The organism is Gilvimarinus gilvus, assembly GCF_030518155.1.
GTDB classification, from domain to species: domain Bacteria; phylum Pseudomonadota; class Gammaproteobacteria; order Pseudomonadales; family Cellvibrionaceae; genus Gilvimarinus; species Gilvimarinus gilvus.
On record NZ_JAULRU010000362.1, the window covers coordinates 1 to 16,844 of the forward strand.

The 16,844-nt window shown below is 52.0% G+C and carries 22 protein-coding genes, 1 tRNA gene and 1 pseudogene; 9 read left to right on the top strand and 15 right to left on the bottom strand.

Going from position 1 to position 16,844, the window contains the following annotated elements:
- Window positions 1-65 precede the first annotated feature (65 nt).
- A tRNA-Glu gene (locus QWI17_RS06155) sits at window positions 66-141 on the bottom strand.
- 313 nt (window positions 142-454) lie between these two features.
- Between QWI17_RS06155 and QWI17_RS06160 the strand changes: the two genes are divergently transcribed.
- A complete protein-coding gene (locus tag QWI17_RS06160; protein WP_302721644.1) occupies window positions 455-1,219 on the top strand; it encodes a hypothetical protein in 765 nt (254 codons plus the stop codon).
- Here the strand turns inward: QWI17_RS06160 and msrB are convergent.
- Complete coding sequence (gene msrB, locus QWI17_RS06165; RefSeq protein WP_302721645.1) at window positions 1,210-1,620, bottom strand: peptide-methionine (R)-S-oxide reductase MsrB; 411 nt, start codon at window positions 1,618-1,620, stop codon at window positions 1,210-1,212. The two genes, QWI17_RS06160 and msrB, sit on opposite strands and share 10 nt — an antisense overlap.
- 98 nt (window positions 1,621-1,718) lie before the next feature.
- Here msrB and QWI17_RS06170 point away from each other — a divergent pair, with 98 nt between their 5' ends.
- A complete protein-coding gene (locus QWI17_RS06170; RefSeq protein WP_302721647.1) occupies window positions 1,719-2,933 on the top strand; it encodes a pyridoxal phosphate-dependent aminotransferase in 1,215 nt (404 codons plus the stop codon).
- Window positions 2,934-2,939: 6 nt separating this feature from the next.
- On the top strand, window positions 2,940-3,404 hold the full coding sequence (locus QWI17_RS06175; RefSeq protein ID WP_302721649.1) for a hypothetical protein: 465 nt from the start codon (window positions 2,940-2,942) through the stop codon (window positions 3,402-3,404).
- 33 nt (window positions 3,405-3,437) lie between these two features.
- Here the strand turns inward: QWI17_RS06175 and QWI17_RS06180 are convergent, their stop codons facing one another.
- From QWI17_RS06180 to QWI17_RS06200, 5 genes are read right to left on the bottom strand one after another with little or no spacing between them, the layout of a single operon-like run.
- Window positions 3,438-4,370: a class I SAM-dependent methyltransferase gene (locus QWI17_RS06180; RefSeq protein ID WP_302721651.1), complete on the bottom strand. Its 933-nt coding sequence runs from the start codon at window positions 4,368-4,370 to the stop codon at window positions 3,438-3,440.
- On the bottom strand, window positions 4,354-5,487 hold the full coding sequence (locus tag QWI17_RS06185) for an ATP-NAD kinase family protein (RefSeq protein ID WP_302721653.1): 1,134 nt from the start codon (window positions 5,485-5,487) through the stop codon (window positions 4,354-4,356). Before QWI17_RS06185 ends, QWI17_RS06180 begins: the two co-directional genes overlap by 17 nt.
- A gap of 2 nt (window positions 5,488-5,489) precedes the next feature.
- On the bottom strand, window positions 5,490-6,617 hold the full coding sequence (locus QWI17_RS06190) for a 4-phosphoerythronate dehydrogenase (RefSeq protein WP_302721654.1): 1,128 nt from the start codon (window positions 6,615-6,617) through the stop codon (window positions 5,490-5,492).
- Window positions 6,618-6,637: 20 nt separating this feature from the next.
- Entirely contained in the window at window positions 6,638-7,561 is a 924-nt protein-coding gene (locus QWI17_RS06195) for a 5'-3' exonuclease (RefSeq protein WP_302721655.1), read from the bottom strand.
- Complete coding sequence (locus QWI17_RS06200; protein ID WP_302721657.1) at window positions 7,558-8,124, bottom strand: elongation factor P hydroxylase; 567 nt, start codon at window positions 8,122-8,124, stop codon at window positions 7,558-7,560. Before QWI17_RS06200 ends, QWI17_RS06195 begins: the two co-directional genes overlap by 4 nt.
- A gap of 215 nt (window positions 8,125-8,339) precedes the next feature.
- Between QWI17_RS06200 and QWI17_RS06205 the strand changes: the two genes are divergently transcribed.
- Window positions 8,340-9,041 carry a hypothetical protein gene (locus QWI17_RS06205; protein ID WP_302721658.1) on the top strand — a complete coding sequence of 234 codons (702 nt, stop codon included), beginning with the start codon at window positions 8,340-8,342 and terminating at the stop codon, window positions 9,039-9,041.
- A gap of 4 nt (window positions 9,042-9,045) precedes the next feature.
- Here the strand turns inward: QWI17_RS06205 and tusA are convergent, their stop codons facing one another.
- A complete protein-coding gene (gene tusA, locus QWI17_RS06210; protein ID WP_302721660.1) occupies window positions 9,046-9,297 on the bottom strand; it encodes a sulfurtransferase TusA in 252 nt (83 codons plus the stop codon).
- Window positions 9,298-9,508: 211 nt separating this feature from the next.
- On the opposite strand from tusA, the gene QWI17_RS06215 reads away from it, so the two are divergent.
- Entirely contained in the window at window positions 9,509-9,889 is a 381-nt protein-coding gene (locus tag QWI17_RS06215) for a hypothetical protein (protein ID WP_302721661.1), read from the top strand.
- Window positions 9,890-10,012: 123 nt separating this feature from the next.
- Window positions 10,013-10,294, top strand: a complete 282-nt coding sequence (locus QWI17_RS06220; protein ID WP_302721662.1) for an antibiotic biosynthesis monooxygenase family protein — start codon at window positions 10,013-10,015, stop codon at window positions 10,292-10,294.
- 12 nt (window positions 10,295-10,306) lie between these two features.
- On the opposite strand, the gene rlmM is transcribed toward QWI17_RS06220, so the two are convergent.
- The 3 genes from rlmM to QWI17_RS06235 are packed head-to-tail and all read right to left on the bottom strand — an operon-like array spanning window position 10,307 to window position 12,208.
- Window positions 10,307-11,362: a 23S rRNA (cytidine(2498)-2'-O)-methyltransferase RlmM gene (rlmM, locus tag QWI17_RS06225; RefSeq protein ID WP_302721663.1), complete on the bottom strand. Its 1,056-nt coding sequence runs from the start codon at window positions 11,360-11,362 to the stop codon at window positions 10,307-10,309.
- Window positions 11,359-11,985, bottom strand: coding sequence for an alpha/beta family hydrolase (locus QWI17_RS06230; RefSeq protein ID WP_302721664.1), 627 nt, complete (start codon window positions 11,983-11,985; stop codon window positions 11,359-11,361). The genes rlmM and QWI17_RS06230 overlap by 4 nt, the downstream gene beginning before the upstream one ends.
- Entirely contained in the window at window positions 11,978-12,208 is a 231-nt protein-coding gene (locus QWI17_RS06235) for a YheU family protein (protein ID WP_302721665.1), read from the bottom strand. The genes QWI17_RS06230 and QWI17_RS06235 overlap by 8 nt, the downstream gene beginning before the upstream one ends.
- 89 nt (window positions 12,209-12,297) lie before the next feature.
- Here QWI17_RS06235 and QWI17_RS06240 point away from each other — a divergent pair, with 89 nt between their 5' ends.
- On the top strand, window positions 12,298-12,834 hold the full coding sequence (locus QWI17_RS06240) for a glycine cleavage system transcriptional repressor (RefSeq protein WP_302721666.1): 537 nt from the start codon (window positions 12,298-12,300) through the stop codon (window positions 12,832-12,834).
- 66 nt (window positions 12,835-12,900) lie between these two features.
- Here the strand turns inward: QWI17_RS06240 and QWI17_RS06245 are convergent, their stop codons facing one another.
- On the bottom strand, window positions 12,901-13,575 hold the full coding sequence (locus QWI17_RS06245) for a VIT1/CCC1 transporter family protein (protein ID WP_302721667.1): 675 nt from the start codon (window positions 13,573-13,575) through the stop codon (window positions 12,901-12,903).
- Between the two features lie 143 nt (window positions 13,576-13,718).
- On the opposite strand from QWI17_RS06245, the gene QWI17_RS06250 reads away from it, so the two are divergent.
- Window positions 13,719-14,627: a transporter gene (locus tag QWI17_RS06250; RefSeq protein ID WP_302721668.1), complete on the top strand. Its 909-nt coding sequence runs from the start codon at window positions 13,719-13,721 to the stop codon at window positions 14,625-14,627.
- An 87-nt stretch (window positions 14,628-14,714) separates the two neighbouring features.
- On the opposite strand, the gene QWI17_RS06255 is transcribed toward QWI17_RS06250, so the two are convergent.
- The 3 genes from QWI17_RS06255 to QWI17_RS06265 all read right to left on the bottom strand — a co-directional run bounded on the left by QWI17_RS06255 (window position 14,715) and on the right by QWI17_RS06265 (window position 16,414).
- Window positions 14,715-14,933 (bottom strand): DUF6500 family protein, encoded by a 219-nt coding sequence (locus tag QWI17_RS06255; protein ID WP_302721669.1) that lies wholly within the window; start codon window positions 14,931-14,933, stop codon window positions 14,715-14,717.
- 72 nt (window positions 14,934-15,005) lie between these two features.
- A complete protein-coding gene (locus tag QWI17_RS06260) occupies window positions 15,006-15,434 on the bottom strand; it encodes a group II truncated hemoglobin (RefSeq protein ID WP_302721670.1) in 429 nt (142 codons plus the stop codon).
- Between the two features lie 350 nt (window positions 15,435-15,784).
- Window positions 15,785-16,414 carry a methyltransferase domain-containing protein gene (locus tag QWI17_RS06265; RefSeq protein WP_302721671.1) on the bottom strand — a complete coding sequence of 210 codons (630 nt, stop codon included), beginning with the start codon at window positions 16,412-16,414 and terminating at the stop codon, window positions 15,785-15,787.
- A 305-nt stretch (window positions 16,415-16,719) separates the two neighbouring features.
- Here QWI17_RS06265 and QWI17_RS06270 point away from each other — a divergent pair.
- Window positions 16,720-16,844 (top strand): annotated as a pseudogene (locus QWI17_RS06270) (transposase); the annotation flags it as partial.

Here is a 16,844-nt window from a genome sequence, read left to right on the forward strand (position 1 = left end):
GGAGGCTCGAACTCCCGACCCCAACCTTGGCAAGGTTGTGCTCTACCAACTGAGCTATTTCCGCTTGGCGTCCCCTAGGGGAGTCGAACCCCTGTTACCGCCGTGAAAGGGCGGTGTCCTAGGCCTCTAGACGAAGGGGACCGTGTCTCGTCAAAAGAGGGGCGCATTCTAAGCACGCCTTGGGCACCTGTCAACACTTTGTTGCAAATTTTAAATGCGGCGAAACAACAACTTAGCGCAGCCGGTTATTGAGAGCAACCACCTGAATAAGCTTTCACCAAAGTGCTTTGATATTAGGCAAATGTGCAGAGAATATAGCGTAAAAGTTGGCTAAAACTCACGCCAAGGCTGTTTTATAGGTCAAAATGCTATAATCTCAGCTATCAAACGACGAATTCCGCCCCCATGACACACCGCAACCGTCGGTTATGGGCGAGCTATTACAGGGGCAACTATGACATCTGTACTGGTAATTGCTGCACTGGTCATCCTGGCAACCGCCCTGGTGTGCTATGTGTTCATCACCCAGCACATCGCGAAAAAGAAAAAACAACAAAACCGTGTATTGAAAGCGCTTAAACAGCGGCAGCAGTTATTCAAAGTAATCGTATCTGAGCTGCCCGCTGGCTATTTACCGACAGAGGTGGCTACATACGTTTACCGGGTTTTGCTCAATACCAGCGAACAGCTGGCCAAGCTCGCCCCCAACGATGGCTATAGCGAAGAGTTTCAGGTGTATAGCAAGCAACTTGAAGCCCTGCCCACTCAAACCGAAAAAATCAAATTGCCGCCGGAAAAAACCAACGAGGCTCGCACCCTACTGCAAGAACTAGGTCGCCACATTGGCACTCAAACCCAAAGCGGTGCCCTGCCGGCCGCAACGGCCAAAAGTCTTATGCTGCAACTCCGCCGCCTGATGTTACAAATCTCTGTAGACAGCTACCTGCAACAAGCCAAAAAAGCCCAAGCAGAGAAAAAACTGCGCCTGGCCATTCATTTTTACGCCTTAGCTCGCAAGCTGCTGGTGAAAGAAAATAGCCAGCAGGGGTTTCAGAAACAAATTGATCAACTCACAACTGTGATCGCAAAACTGGAGCAGGAGCACGCCGCCCTCTCCCCCAGTGCCAAACCAGCACAAGAGGACGAAGACCTGCAGAACTCATGGAAAGAACTGGAAAGAGAAGACGATGACTGGAAGAAAAAACAAGTCTACGACTGATCGTCCGCTTTTTCATTCAGCGCAATCGATGCCGAATTAATGCAGTAACGCAGTCCCGTAGGAGCGGGCCCGTCGGGGAATACATGCCCCAGGTGACTGCCGCAACGCTCGCACAATACCTCAGTGCGACGCATACCGTGACTCGCATCAAACTCTTCACGAATAACACCGTCATCGGCCGGCGCAGAGAAGCTGGGCCAGCCGCACCCTGCATCGAATTTTGTACCGGCCTCAAACAGACGTTCTCCACAGCCGCGGCAGACATAAGTGCCGTCGCGAAACACGTTCCAGTACTCCCCGGAAAAAGGCCTTTCTGTACCTTTTTCCCGGCAAACATAGTACTGATCAGGCGTTAACCTTTCGCGAAAATAGGCTTCTGTGTAGTTTTTGTTTTGCGACATCAACAACTCCTTGACACACGGGGCCGGCAAACCGGATGATTGTCTGACCCATATTATTGATTTATATACGTTTGAGACTGAAAGGCAGTTTACTGTAAATGGAAACGATTCAAAAATCCGACAAGTTAAACGGGGTGTGTTACGACATTCGCGGCCCTGTCCTTGAGCACGCTTACCGGCTCGAGGAGGAAGGTCACCGAATTATGAAACTCAACATCGGTAACCCGGCCCCTTTCGGATTTGCCGCCCCCGACGAAATTATCCAGGACGTCATCTACAACCTGCCAAATGCCGAGGGCTACGTCGCCTCGCGCGGCTTGTTTGCCGCGCGCAAAGCCATTATGCAGGAATGCCAGCGGCTGCGAATTCCCAATGTCGATATCGACGATATCTTCCTCGGCAATGGCGTCAGTGAATTAATCGTTATGACCATGCAGGCTCTGCTGAACAATAACGACGAAATGCTGATCCCCTCCCCCGATTATCCACTGTGGACCGCGGCCGTAAATCTCGCCGGGGGCAAAGCCGTTCACTATCTGTGCGATGAACAATCGGACTGGTTTCCGGACATTGACGACATTAAAAGCAAAATTACCGATAAAACGCGCGGTATTGTACTGATTAACCCAAACAACCCGACCGGCGCCGTATACAGTCAGGACATACTTGAGCAGATCGTCCGCCTGGCCGAAGAAAAAGGGCTGATTATTTTTGCCGATGAAATTTACAGCAAAATCCTTTACGACGATGCCGAGTTCATCCCGCTCGGCCGCCTGGTGCGCGACACCTTGTGTATTAGTTTTAACGGCCTGTCCAAGTCCTATCGACTAGCTGGCTTCCGCTCGGGCTGGATGGTGATTAGCGGTGCCAAGCACAAAGCAAAAAACTATGTGCAAGGTATAGAAATGCTTGCTTCCATGCGCTTGTGTGCCAATGTTCCGGCCATGTACGCCGTGCAGACCGCACTGGGAGGCTACCAGAGCATCAATGAGCTGATTATGCCGGGTGGGCGCCTGCGCGATCAGCGCGATGCTGCCCTGGCCGCGCTGGCCGACATACCCGGCATCAGCTGCGTAAAACCCAAAGGGGCGATCTATTTATTTCCCAAAATAGACCTCAATCGTCACAAGATTATTGACGATCAGCAAATGGTGCTCGACTTCCTGATTCAGGAAAAGATTTTACTGGTACAGGGCACGGCCTTTAACTGGCCCACCCGCGATCACCTGCGGATAGTGTTCTTGCCCCGCGAAGACGAACTGGCGGGCGCTATTGAGCGCTTTGGTCACTTTATAGAGCGATACACCCAGTAGAACACCATGGCCGATATTCATATTAGTGATTTTCATAAGGACGCCGCTCGCGCGCTGAATCTGCTCTATTCCAGCTTTCCGCGTAAGCTCACGCTGTTTGTTGAGGATATTGCCGGGCCGGACTCCCCCGACGAGTTCGGTTTGCACAGCCCTCGCCACATGGCCTGCCTGTCGACACTGCTATGGCTTGCCGATGAGGGCTATATCCGTTACGACGACACCATCCGTCAGGAAGCCATAGATCAAGCCACTCTGACACACCGCGGCTTTGTATTGCTTAGCAGTCTCATCAGCTGTCGTTCGCGGCTCTCCAACCAAGCTACGCACATTAATGCTCAGCTTGAACCCATGCTGGAAAACGGAGATATTGAAGGCGACTTCGCGCCAGCGATCGATCTGGTGCGCGCCGCACTGAAAGGCAAATCGTCCAATGCCATTGATGCCATTATGCAAATTCTGCTGCACCGTTAGCACCTAACCCCGAGCTCACTCGCCCGCAGGGTTTTAGGCTGCAGGCAAGTGCCAGTGGGTTAACTTTAGCTGGCGGTCGGGGTACTTGTCCGGAAAGTCATCGCACGGTGCCAGCCGCTCAACAAAGGCAGCGCCTGGGCAATATTCGCTAAAGAGTTCGCTGAGGAAATCCTCCGGCAGTTCCGGCGCATTCAAACACGCCAACACCTCACCCCCACCGGGCATAAGCTCTGGCAAACGCTTGATAAGCTTGGCGTAGTCGCGACTGGCAACAAAGCTGCCTTTTTGAAAGCTGGGCGGGTCCAGAATCACCACGTCATAGGGCCCCGGTTTTTTTACCCGGCTCCAGGATTTCAAAATCTGCTCCGGTAAAAAGCCACTGGCCCGCTTATCCAGGCCGTTAATTTGGTGGTTGCGCCGACCGCGCGCCAACGCCTGCTTACTCATGTCCACGTTAACGACCTGCCGGGCACCCGCGGCGACGGCCACTACGGACAAGGCACAGGTATAGGCAAATAAATTCAGCACTTTTTTACCGGGCGCGCCCCGCTCCAGCCAGCGCCTACCGGGTTCCATATCGAGGAAATAACCCAAATTTTGCTGCCCCTGCAGTGACAGGCCAAACGTTATATTGCCACGCCGGGCTCGCCAATCCTCCGGCAACTGCCCCTTAACGACTTCATTGGGGCTGCCGGCCAGGTAACGCCTTTGTACCACCACCGTATCCGCCAGCTCCGCCATAATTGGCGCCACCTCATCCAATAGTTGCGGCAGCTCATCGGGATGGGGCTCAGCAAAAAACGTGATCAAAATTACCGGAGCAAAGAAGTCCACCACTATATGTTCACGCCCCGGGTAGCACTGTCCGCGGCCGTGAAATAAGCGACAGCTGTCGAGCGGTGCCTGCGGCTCAGCACCGGCCCGATCAAGCAGCGCCTGCACGCGCTGACTATCCAGCAGGTTCATGACCACCTCCGACTGGATACAGTATTTCCTGGTGGTAGCCGCATATTACTGGCAGTAAACCGGCCAACTGCCGATCAAGCTGCGGGCTGTTAGAGTCAACCAAAAGTGGCCGCCCCTCTAGCGCTTTAAGCTTATCGGCCGTAGCGACTACCCAAATATTATCGCGGCCAATTTGTTCCACCACCGCAGGAGAAAACTGCTGGTTGCCGCGCCCCAGAATATGTCCCTGCCCACCGATGGCCGTGACTACCATCACAACCGGCCCGCGATGGCTTTGCATGAGCGCCAGAATCTCCGCTTCGGTGGCGTCGCCGGCAAGTAATTGCCCCGCCTTAACGACATCTACGCCAAGCAGCGTTGATTCAAGGCCGAGCTCGGTCATGACCGCCCGGGTGGTGGAGCCCGGACCAATTAAGTACAAACTGTCACTGTCCATACGCTCAGCAACATCCGCCGCGATATCGGCCTGGGCCAACTCATCGACCTCTGCGCCGGCGTTTTTTACCTGTTGAATAGCGCCAGCCTCCATCGGAACCCGCATTTCGGCGTAGTGCCGGGCGCGCACCCGCCCCTCGCGAAAAGCCGTTTCATCGATATCTCGTACTTCACACTCCACCAAAGGAGCCCAGCATCCGGCCGCCAATTGGCATAGCACTCTGCCGGCCGCCTCGGGTGAAATCGCGTAGACCCCGGAGTGAATTTTCACGCCTGAGGGCACCCCTAACACCGGAACATTGCAGCCAATCGCATCAGCTAATGACCGGGCGGTACCATCACCGCCGGCGAATACAATCAGGTCAACCCCCAAGCCTTTCAGCGCGCGCGCCGCTTTCTGTGTATCTTGCGCAGAGCTCGGCACCGTTGCCGCGCGGCCCACAACCTCAAAAGGCAATGGCAAAGACGTCAGAGCTGCCGCCCCCATATCACCGGCATAGCCATAGAGCTTCACTGGCAGGCCCTCTAGCGGTGCCAGGGCGCGCAGCATGCGTTCAGCAGCTCTGGGCTTCGCACCAAGCTGCAGTGCCCTGTCGCGCGCCTCAACCCCATCACTGCCCTTAAGGGCAACACTGCCACCGATGCCGGCATAGGGATTAATAATGACTCCGAGTTTCAACACAATCAGCGTGACTCCAGGGTAAACCCAAGCGCTTGCAGCGGCCCGTCGATGGCGGGGTTACCGCTGGCGGGCACGATGTAATTGTTGAACTCCCGTCGCACCGGGTACTGTTTACGCAGCCGGTCGAAACCAACACCCACCGGCTCGGCGCTCGCAGCCACCATATCTCGCAGCGCCCGGTCATCCGCGTGTATGTCATACACCTGTTCAATGAGTTTGCATATCACTTGCCACACATCGCCCACAGGCAGAGTTAGGCGGTTATTCTCAGTAGCGGGTAGCACATCTGTTAGAGTCGTTTGCTCATTGAGACCAAAGTGACGGCAAAATGCCTGGTAAATCATCGACGTTCCCTTCAACTTACCGTCGTAGCTATAACCGGCAATATGCGGAGACGCCAGCTGCACCTGATGCAATAAAGATACGCTGATTTCCGGTTCCCACTCCCACACGTCCAATACCACCTGCAGATCATCGCGCTCATCAAGCAAGCGCGATAGGGCCTGATTATCAATCACAGCTCCGCGCCCACAATTAAGCAGGACGGCACCATCGCGCAATTTGTTGAGCTGCTCATATCCCATCATATGGCGGCTGGGATGACTGCCCTCGGTGGTCAGCGGCGTGTGCATACTGACAATGTCGCATTGCAACACCTCCTCCAGCGCAGCCAAATCTGGGTTTTGATCGCGGCTCAGTAATGGGTCATAACAACGACACTCCACACCCTGAGACTTAAGTGCCCGATACAGTGCACCGCCGACATTCCCGCAGCCGATAATACCCACCGAGCGGTTGCGCCAATCCACACCTAAACGGCACAGGGCCGCATACACATATTCCACCACCGAGTTAGCATTGCAACCAGGGGCGTTGTCAAAGGTGATACCGGCCTTATTCAGGTAGGCCTGATCCAGATGGTCCATACCAATGGTGCAGGTACCGACAAACTTCACCTTGGAGCCCGCCAATAGCGCCTCATCAACCCGGGTGACCGAGCGCACCAATAACGCATCGGCATCGTGTACATCATCCGCATTTAAGTTGCGTCCCGGCAGGCGCACCACCTCACCCGCGGACTCAAAAAAGGCTTCGGCCAGCGGTATGTTTTCATCGGCTACTATTTTCATGGGAATGGGCATTCCTTAACTTAAGCTTGGGCATTTGCAAAAGGCGAAGTCAGGCGCCGAATCATCCCGGCGGACCAACCCATCTTCTGACAAAAATCGGTTAATTGAACGCAGTTAACGGGTTTTCTATGCAGTTGGCTACTGGTATCGATTAACTCAATACCCTGTACTAAGCCCGCCAGTTGCTGCGAGAGGGCTATTTGCCCACGGTATTCAGACAATTTCTGCGCCAGTGTCTTGGCGCCGCGCATGGGGAAGCCGGCAATCTGGCTGGGGTTTGCTTGCAGCGCAGCGATGCTGCCGCCGTGAGTTAACAGCCCGGCTGCGGTTTTGGCTCCGATGCCAGGCACTCCGGGAATATCGTCAATGGCATCGCCCAGTAAAGCTTGATAATCCACCAATTGCTGGCAACTCACTCCAAACTTAGTGGCGATATCGTTAGGAAAATACCGCTTATTGTCGGAATAATCCCATAAAAAGTCACAATCACGCCTAAACACCTGAGCCAGGTCTTTATCCCGGGACAAAATTGCCACCGGTGCCTCTTCCCGCGCACAGGCACTGTAAAGACTCGCTAACAGGTCATCGGCTTCGTATTCGTCACTGGCATAGGTAGCGAGACCCAGCAATTGCGCCACTTGAACGCAGGCCTTGAGCTGAAACGCCAGCGCCTCATCGGGTAACACCCGCGAACTTTTATAATCGGGTGATAGACGGTGGCGAAAGCCACTGCCCAGACTTTCATCAAAGCACACCGCCACCGCTGTGGGCTGGTAGCCACCGAGCAATTGCACCAAAAATCCGGCAAAGCCATAGACGGCCTCGGTTGAGTGCCCTTCGGGCTCGCTAAACCAATTTGCCGGCATGGCGAAGTAATAGCGAAATATATAAATAGAAGCGTCGATTAAGCACACCGGAGCCGCCGCGCGCCCCTTGTCACTCATAGTGAACTCCGGGCAAAGCGCTCTGGGCTAAACAACCAATCAAGCCCCTTAGCTGGGCGATAATACGCAAGCAAGGCCTGGGCAAACTGGCTGGTTCGGTCATTGACCGTGAGCGGCGTCAAGCTCTGCGCTTGAGCACAAATAGCGTCCTTGAAGGCGTCTGACGGCCCCAGCTCCATGGCAAGATTGTCGGCACTGACCCGAAATGGCCAGTTCGCCGCCACCGAAAACAACCACTCCAACGCCTGAGGGCGCACCTCAACTCGCTCAAACTCTGCTTGCTGGCTGGCATCGCGGCCATCGGGTGCATACCAGTAGCCATAATCCTCCAGCTGGCGTCTGGCCTCACCGGCCACACACCAGTGGGCACATTCATGCAAGGCGCTGGAAAAAAAATCTTGGGTAAAGTGAATTTGCGCAGGGCTGCCGGCACTTGCCGGCAGGTACAGAGGCTCTGGCGCGCCACCGAGCAAACGGGTGTTTTCGCGGTCTAAGAAGCAGCGATTAAAAATCTCAACCAACTGGTGACTTTGGTGGGTTGCAACGACGAAAGCTGTATTCAAAATATCTCTCTAACAGGCGATTTGTGCTTTTTATGACCACTTGTGCTTCGTCGCCTAACGGCGAACAGTAAATTTTTAAGGGTAAGTATTGTGCTCGGCAGCAATAGCATATACCTTATATAGTGATAGCCGAATAAAAACGGCGTTTTTTTCGGCATCGAAAAAATTCGGCAGCACTGTCAGTGCGGTCATCGGCCTCATTCGGGAGGTGTATTATGAAGACCCCAGTCAAAAGCCACAATAGTGAAAATGTGGTGGACTTTTTTACCGGCAAATCATTCAGTGAGCTTCACGATCAGCGCTTTATTCGACTCGCTCCAGAACTGGACGGGTTGGAAATGCTGTATTCCAACGAAAGCAATCCAGATAAGCTGTTTAGCCTAAAAGTTGTCGCCTGGGGCTTGCGTGCGAATGGCGAGGTTGTTGGGCTGGTACCTTGGCTTAACGACATAGTCTCTTGCACTGAGGTCTGCGATCCCCTTAACGGTCAATGGGAAGGATACTACGATGTCGGTATTGACGAAGTTTTCTTCGACGCACCCCTGCACAAAATAATCGAGCTGGAAACTTCGGCCGAATATTATGAACTTGAGTGTGAAAATGAAGACGATGTCATTCAGGAGCTACCAGATACCATTGGTACCCATGCGGTTTTAGCCAATGCCGGAAATCACCAACTTACGCTGGTAGAGGTGGTGAGCTGGCGCTTGCTGCACGACGGCAACATATACGGCATGCTTACCGATGCGGAAAAAGTCATTAGCACTCCGGTTCTACCCGGTGACGACTGCTTGTACGCGGCGCAAAAGCACGATGATTTTCGCTACTTCTTTCAGCACCAAATTGCCAACAAAATCAAAGCCGAAGATCCAGAAGCATTGGCGGCGATTTCCATGTTGGTAGAAGAAGGCCAGTAACGCCTTAGTCGTTGCTGTTGTTTCCCGCCAATCGGATGGTGTAGGTCATTACGCCATCCGCTTCCTCTTGCGACACCAGCTCGTGACCAAGAAAGAGACAAAATTTGGGAATATCCCTGGTCGTTGAAGGATCGGTCGCTAATACCTGTATTGTTTCACCTTGCGACATAGATCTCACTGCTTGATGCAACATCATCACAGGCTCAGGGCAGAGTAAACCACAAGTATCCAAAATATTATCAATTCGTTTGTTCATAGCGTTATATCATCTATAAATTGCGGGCACGATGCTCTTAGGTTGCCTAGACTTACGATTGTAAGGAGCCCGAACGGCGAGGTACCTGCCCTTATATCAACCTGCCCACCCACCGCAAAGGGCAAACCTAAACAACATTTGCTGGTATTTTCACTGTAGTTGGTTCTCGGTTCAATGAAAGCGCACGCACAGCGTGCTGGAGTAAGCGTTCATGCCGTCGCTGTATCACTCGGTGGTTGATGTTCCAACACATATACCACAGTTTAATTGTCACACTCTGCACCAAACACAAATGCTGCTAAAAGGACAGCACCCGCAACTGTCGGACAAAATTTGTCAGTTACTGGCCGACTTGGCACCTGCTGATATTACGCCCCAGTATGTCGCCCAAGCGAGCCTGGACCATTTTACCGTATTGAATAATTTAGGCGCGATAACGATCGGTAAAATTATTGAAGCACTCACCCAACTGGGCAACCACTGGCTAACCATTCAACCCAACGACGCCAACTCGCTGGCCAAGCTGCAGTCAATATTGCAACAGTGGATCGAGCTGGGCGACTGGTTAGTGCGTCAATCTTCGGCAAGTTAATCTCTTCTATTACGCATCACTTTGTCGCCAACACCTGTGAAACGGCGTTGGCAATTCTTCAATTTACGTTACAATAGGGTCAGGAACTTTAAAAACCATTCTAAACCAGTGTTAAGGTTAGCCATGATTTACGTACTGGTCGAAAGACACATTGCCGAAGGTATGGAAAGTACCTACGATGTGTTTGCCCAACAAGCATTAGAAGCTGCACACAGGGCCCCCGGATTTATTAACGGGGAAACCCTTGAAGATATGCAACGCCCTAATCATCGCTATCTGCTGTCCAAGTGGCGCTCATTGCACGACTGGAAACAGTGGTACTACAGCGACGAAAGACATCAAACACTCAATCAGCTCAACCCGACTCTGGCTGATTTTGAAAAGATCACACTGCTCAAGAAATAACGCTGGCACAGCTTAACGAAAAAGTCGCAGGTGCCCTGTGACTTCTTCACGATCGTGATAAAGCTGTTTAAAAGCCAAATCTGACTTACAGGGCAGCTCAGCCAGCACCGCCAACAATCGCGCCTCCAGTTTTTTCACCTCGGCGTAACGCTGCTTCATGGGCAGCTTTAAATTGAATACCGCTTCACCAAACCACATGTTTTCCGCCCAACGGCCGATCATATTCGCAACGCGCGCCGGTTTATCGGCAATATCACAAACCAACCAATGCACGGATTTTTTAGGCTCAAACACAAACCCATCCATGGCATGGTGAGTCACCTGGCCAGTGTCCATTAGAGACTCAGCCATAGGACCATTATCCACCGCATCGACAAACATACCGCGATTGACCAATTGCCAGGTCCAACCGCCGGGGGCCGCGCCCAAATCTACCCCTCGCATACCGCCGGCTAAACGCTCCTCCCACTCATGGGCGGGAATAAAATGATGCCACGCCTCTTCGAGCTTGAGCGTGGCGCGACTGGGAGCCTGTGAGGGCTGACGCAAACGCACAATCCCCATTGGGCTAGACGAACTGTTCGCCAATGGCGCAACACCGATCAAGGCCGTAGTGCCCGCTAAAAACAACACGTGTAGCCGCCACGGGCTTTTCTTATCAATCAAGCTGCACTTTTGCAGCGCGCGGGTAAAAGGCTGAGCAATTTTTTTTGCCAGCCCCGAGAGTTCTTTACCATCGTTGGTATCACAGGTTTCAGCCCACCACTCGGCGGGCCGCGGCAGCGATGCCATCGCCTGCAGTAGTGGTGACAACCGATCAGTTGGGTCCATATTCGCAACCGCAGCGGGGCCGGCAAACCACTGGCGAATGAATATGAGGCGGGCGAATGGCAGCTTATTGATCAGCGTTAAGGCACCGTCTGGCTCTTGAGTCACAAAAGTAACCAGAGCTTGGCCGTCTTTGGTTTTACTGTAGCCAAAAATGCCCACACCCGATGCCAATTCAGTGATTTCAGCGGCACACTCTTTTTCAAAGCCCGGGCGGCAATGCAGATATAAATGATTCATAGCAGGTTATCAATAAAACCAACAGCGGCACTTACAGCGCCTTGAATGTGTTGCTCGTGGGTCAATCCTGAACTCACGCGCGGCCTTAGGCCATGATCACCGTCTTCGAGCCAGTGTATAACGACCGAATCGGCGAGAACGTAACTGGCTAGATCTTCTGAACTACCGAGTTTATCGCGCGTTCCTTGAGCGATAAAAATCGGACAGCGACACTCTTGTAACGGCTCAAGCCGGGTTTTCTCCGGTTTTGCCTGCGGGTGGAACGGGTAGCCGAAGCATACGACCCCAGCCACAGGTTCAATACTCGCCAGTATACAGGCCATTCGGGCGCCCATGGACTTACCACCAATAAATACTGGCAAGGATTCGCGCTCAGTCACTTGATTGAGCGCCTCAGTCCAGCTATCTATTAATACCGGCTGGCGATTAGGCGGGCGCTTTTTACCTAAGGCTCGACGCTCGTGCATATAGGGAAACTCAAAACGGTAGACGTTAACCCCCGCTTGGCAGAACGCCTGGGCTACCCGATTCATAAAATCACTGTCCATCGGGGCGCCCGAGCCATGCGCAAGCACCAGTGCAGCGCGAGCGGACTCGGCCCTACTAACGATAAGATCAGGCATCTTCCCAACCTTTTAGGTCGCGAGCCGGTACAATGGATGTTGTCTCGAGTGCCGGATCAAAGACGATCGCCACCTCGCCACTTTTTAGCTGGCGTGTCAGCTCAGCCACCTTATCCTCCAGAGTTGCTTCGACCTCACCGTAGTCCGTCCCCTCTCGGGTAATAAACTCTTCCAACAGAGCGTTCAGTGTACCTTGGGGTATTTGCTGATAGGGAATAATCATTCAAGTCTGTGTTATCTTTAGGGGTAAGATTGGGGCTCGCGCTTAGCACTTGGCCTCTTCGCATATACGTCCAAATAATAGGAAAACCCGTGAATCAGAATCTTGTACTTACCGTTATTAGTGCTGACCGTCCGGGCGTTGTCCAGCAGCTCGCCAAAACCATTCACGACAACCATGGTAACTGGCTAGAAAGCCGAATGTCGCATCTGGCCGGTAAGTTTGCCGGTATTCTACAGGTTGCGGTGCCCGAGGAACATTGCGAATCGCTATTAGCAGCGCTCGGCGGGCTAGCCTGTGATGGCTTACAGGTCGTCGCCGAAAAGGCAGAGGGCGTGGGCGAGGCGCAACCGGTGGCGCTGTCGTTCAGCGTGGTAGGCCCAGACCGCACCGGCATTGTGTATGAAGTGTCACAGGCTTTTGCCAGTCGCAGCATCAGTGTCGATGAACTAGAAACCGATACATCCAGCATGCCCTGGTCCGGCGAGCCCATGTTTGAAGCCACCGGTATTATTCACCTGCCTAACGGCGTTAATATGGATGAACTCTACGACCAGCTCGACGCCATTGCCGATGAGCTAGCCGTGGATATTCGTCTGGAAGAACTGCCGGAATCACAAACCGCTTAACAGTTTGCCTACCCAATAGGCTAAAAAGGCGGCGGCGCCACCTACGGCTAACGTTTCCAGCGCTGACTACAACGCTGAGCCTTTAACCTGTACCCCTTTCGCCGCCCCCACCACCACAAACCCGAATACGGTGAGCAGCACACTCCATAAATAGGGTATAGCAGGCACACCGGGCCAGAGAGCGCCGATAAAAAAAGGCATGAGCGGCAACGCCCCGAGCAAAACAAACGCCGAAAAGGTCGCGAGCCCCGAACGCAGCGGGTTCTGATCCTGCAGCGACAAGCCATGCTCGTCCTGCAGCATGGTATCCACCCACAGCTTGCGATCGCCGGTTATAGTAGACACTATATCCTCAAGCTGTTCGCCGGAAAAACCCTTGGCCGCAAAGATCTGCCGCACTTCTTCCCTTTCCCCTTCCGGGTAGAGGCGAATCTCTTCCAGCTCCTGGCGTCGTGTTTTCTCCTTCAGTTGACTATCGGCCCGTACCCCCAGGTAGTTACTCGCTCCCATACTGAATCCATCGGCCAACAGATTGGCCAAGCCGAGAATAATCACCACGGTAGAGGACAAGCCCGCACCGGCCACGCCGGCGACAATGGCAAACGTGGTAATCAAGCCATCGATAGCGCCGTAAATAAAATCACGCAAATAGCTGTTTTCCGGGCCATCCGAGAGGCGTTTCGCGATATTTTTAGGCTGGTGATGGCGGACCAAATCGGCCCGTGACGATCGGGTATTCATATGCACTCCTTATAGTGGGAGTATAGGCAAGGAATGGGGAACGTTAAGCCTAATTTCTGGCGCCTCAAAATTGTCATCAAGCATTTTTTGTTTCCCTGTACACCTCGCTATACTGTAGCCGCTAACACTACAGGGGGTTGTTCATGCGGTTCAATTTTACGTATTCACTTTTCATACTACTAACATCCATGTTGGTATTCGGCGTTCAAGCGCAAGAGTTGGCCCCCAGAGCCTACTGGCCAGCCCCCAATGGCACGAACGCAGCGGTGATGAGCTACCAACATTCTGCAGGCGATGTGCTCGTTGACGCTTCCGCCCCCATTGAAGGCGCCGAAGTAACACTCGACTTTCTCTCCCTAACGTATCAGCGAACTTTCAATCTGTTTGAACGCACCGGCAATCTGCAAATAAATTATCCCCTTGTGCAGGGCCATGCCGAAGCGATTGTTAACGGTGAATTCGCAGAGCACTCCATTAGCGCGTCTGCAGACCCACGCGTTCGCATGGCTATAAATTTAATGGGCGCTCCCAGCATGGACCGCGAGCAATTTCGCAACCTGGCAGCGAACCCAGGCCCCATTGTAGGAGCAAGCGTGCTCGTTAGCATTCCCACCGGCGAATACGACGGCAATCGACTGTTTAACGCTGGCACGAACCGTTGGGCCGTAAAACCGGCGCTAGGGTTTATTTTGCCCCTGAGTGACCGATGGTTATTTGAAGGTGAATTAGGCGCCTGGCTCTACGAGGATAACGACAATTACCTAGGTAAAACTCGCTCACAAAAGCCGCTTCTGTCATCCGAAGTTCACCTAGTGCATGTCATTAAAAGCGGCACCTGGGTTTCCTTTGACCTCAACTGGTATCAGGGCGGCGCAGCAACCGTTGGCGACGGCCCGGAGCAGGCCGAACTGCAAAACTCCCGGGCCGGCATCACCTTTTTACAACCCATAAAGCGCAGGCACGCGATCCGGGCAGCGCTTAGCACGGGAATTGAGTCAAAGATTGCCGGCGATTTTGATAGCATCACCTTGAGTTATATGTATATTTGGTGAATAAATGACGGGCGACGGGTGAGAAACATTAAAAGCGAACAACCGCTGCTAGACAGCAGCTTTAGCTGGCTGGTTGCATGGCCCACTCTAAACGCCAGAACAAACCATCGTTTTAATTTTAGTGGCTTTCTCGAAATGATCGAGCTTGTGAGTTTCAATCCACCACCGCGCGGCCTCCATAAGCACTTCCGGCTGATCGTTCTTGTTCTTGAAAAATGCGTAAAAGGATAACCCTACCCCTTCACCCTTTTTCTCAATCTTCTGATTACACACTTCTATAATCTTTTCTCTTAGCGCTTGTCTCAAAATATATTCCTAGCGAAATTCGACCGGAAATGTCTACAGCCACCACTATACTTGAGCAACTTGGTTTCGACGTCACTCACCATGGATATTCTTTTCACAAACGACTCTTATTCTCTCGGCAGGTACGCGCAATTGGTTAATAAGGTAATCTTTAAACGCCTGTGGATAGGGCTGCAAATCCACAGCCTTTTGCATACACAACATCCACGCATCCACCTCGTTCTGACCGATGGCTAAGTGCCCATGCGCCTTGGGAATAACAATACCCCCGAAATTCTCAGCATAGAGCTTAGGCCCACCCAGCCACCCTGACAAAAAGTAAGCCAGCTTCTTTCTCGATTCGCCCAAATCCGCTCGATGCATACCGCGAATGACTTGAGCCTCTGGTAGTTCCTCCATAAAGTCGTAGAACGCATCCACGAGCTGTGTTATCCCTTCCAGCCCTCCTGCGGCCCTATACGACCCATCGTCTACCCCATACTTTAACTCTGAAAAACTCATACTTACATCACCTACGGAGGGCTCCATTTTCATCTGACCAGCTGAACAGCTTCTTCGCATTAAATACCGTTAGTGTTTTGAGCACGATTACCCTGCATCTAGATGCTCCCTGCCTTGATTCGCCCTGGCACCAACAGGAGGGGCAGTCAAAGCGCGTAGAGATTTAACTGCCACTTGGCGGGATTTGTTATATTAAAATAGTTTCACGAACGTTGCTGAGTTTTCTGCGCCTGTAGGATTTAATGTCAACTCATTTCCGGCAACAGAAAAGCCAAAAACTTCATCAGAAGGTGACCGTCAAAACGGGGGAACTACAGAGTCCGGAGTAGAGCCTTTTTTTGGGCTTTTTTTTATTTCATGCAATCAACTACGATAGACATAGGCCTGTATGGTTTTCTCACTCTTTCATCATGATCTGGAGTCCTCATTACATGGCCTACAGAATAATCAATAGTATTTGTGACGGCTTCTCCATCCTCATTGTAATAATGATAAAAATTGATCTCCTTAAATAGTGTGCGATCAAGAATACTTTTAACCGAATTGTATTCTGGAAACCATAAATGTCCTCCATTAACGACTTTTCCATCTTCGAAATCGCCGCCGCCACCGGGATCAAATAATAATTTTCCTTCTTTGCTTTTCAGTGTCCTGTTGCGCAGGATATCGCACTGATAATCAGGAAGTGACAATCTAAAGATACCCCCAGGCTTCAATACTCTATATATCTCGTCTATTACAGTTATTAATTTTTTTGGTTCAATATGCTCGAAAACATCTTCGGACTGGTAAATATCTACGCAGCAGTCTTTCAATGGAAGCCTTTTCGTAACATCGTGCTTAATGTGTTGCGAATTAGCTTGCGTAAGAGATAATCCGACAAATTTCTCGTATAAGCCATTTCGGGGAACATCACCCGCATATAGGTAAATAGCTTCTTCTTTCAGCAAGTCATTGAAACTCATCTTACGGGTAAACATGTCTCGCATCTGCTTTAGTATTCTACGCATTGTCAGTAATCTCAATTTTGCACTTTGTGTATGAATTCGGCGCACATAACACAAAGCACAGGGGCGAGGTACGAGCCCCAAGCCCGCCGCGCAGCTGGTTTTTGACGGGCTTTTCACTGCCTCGCTTTGTTAATTTTCGCTTTAATTGAGGACACCCAAAAACTTGACAGTGCCACAACCCTCTGCCATCGCTTTAATTGAGGACACCCAAAAACTTGACAGTGCCACAACCCTCTGCCATTGTAAATATCGACCTCAACGTTTAAGGAAGAACGATGACTCGCCCAAGGAAAGAGCTGATATCTGTTGCCGATACCCCTTACTATCACTGTGTTTCCCGCTGCGTACGCCGGGCGTTTTTATGTGGTAAAGGTAAAGATTATAATTTTGAACACCGCAG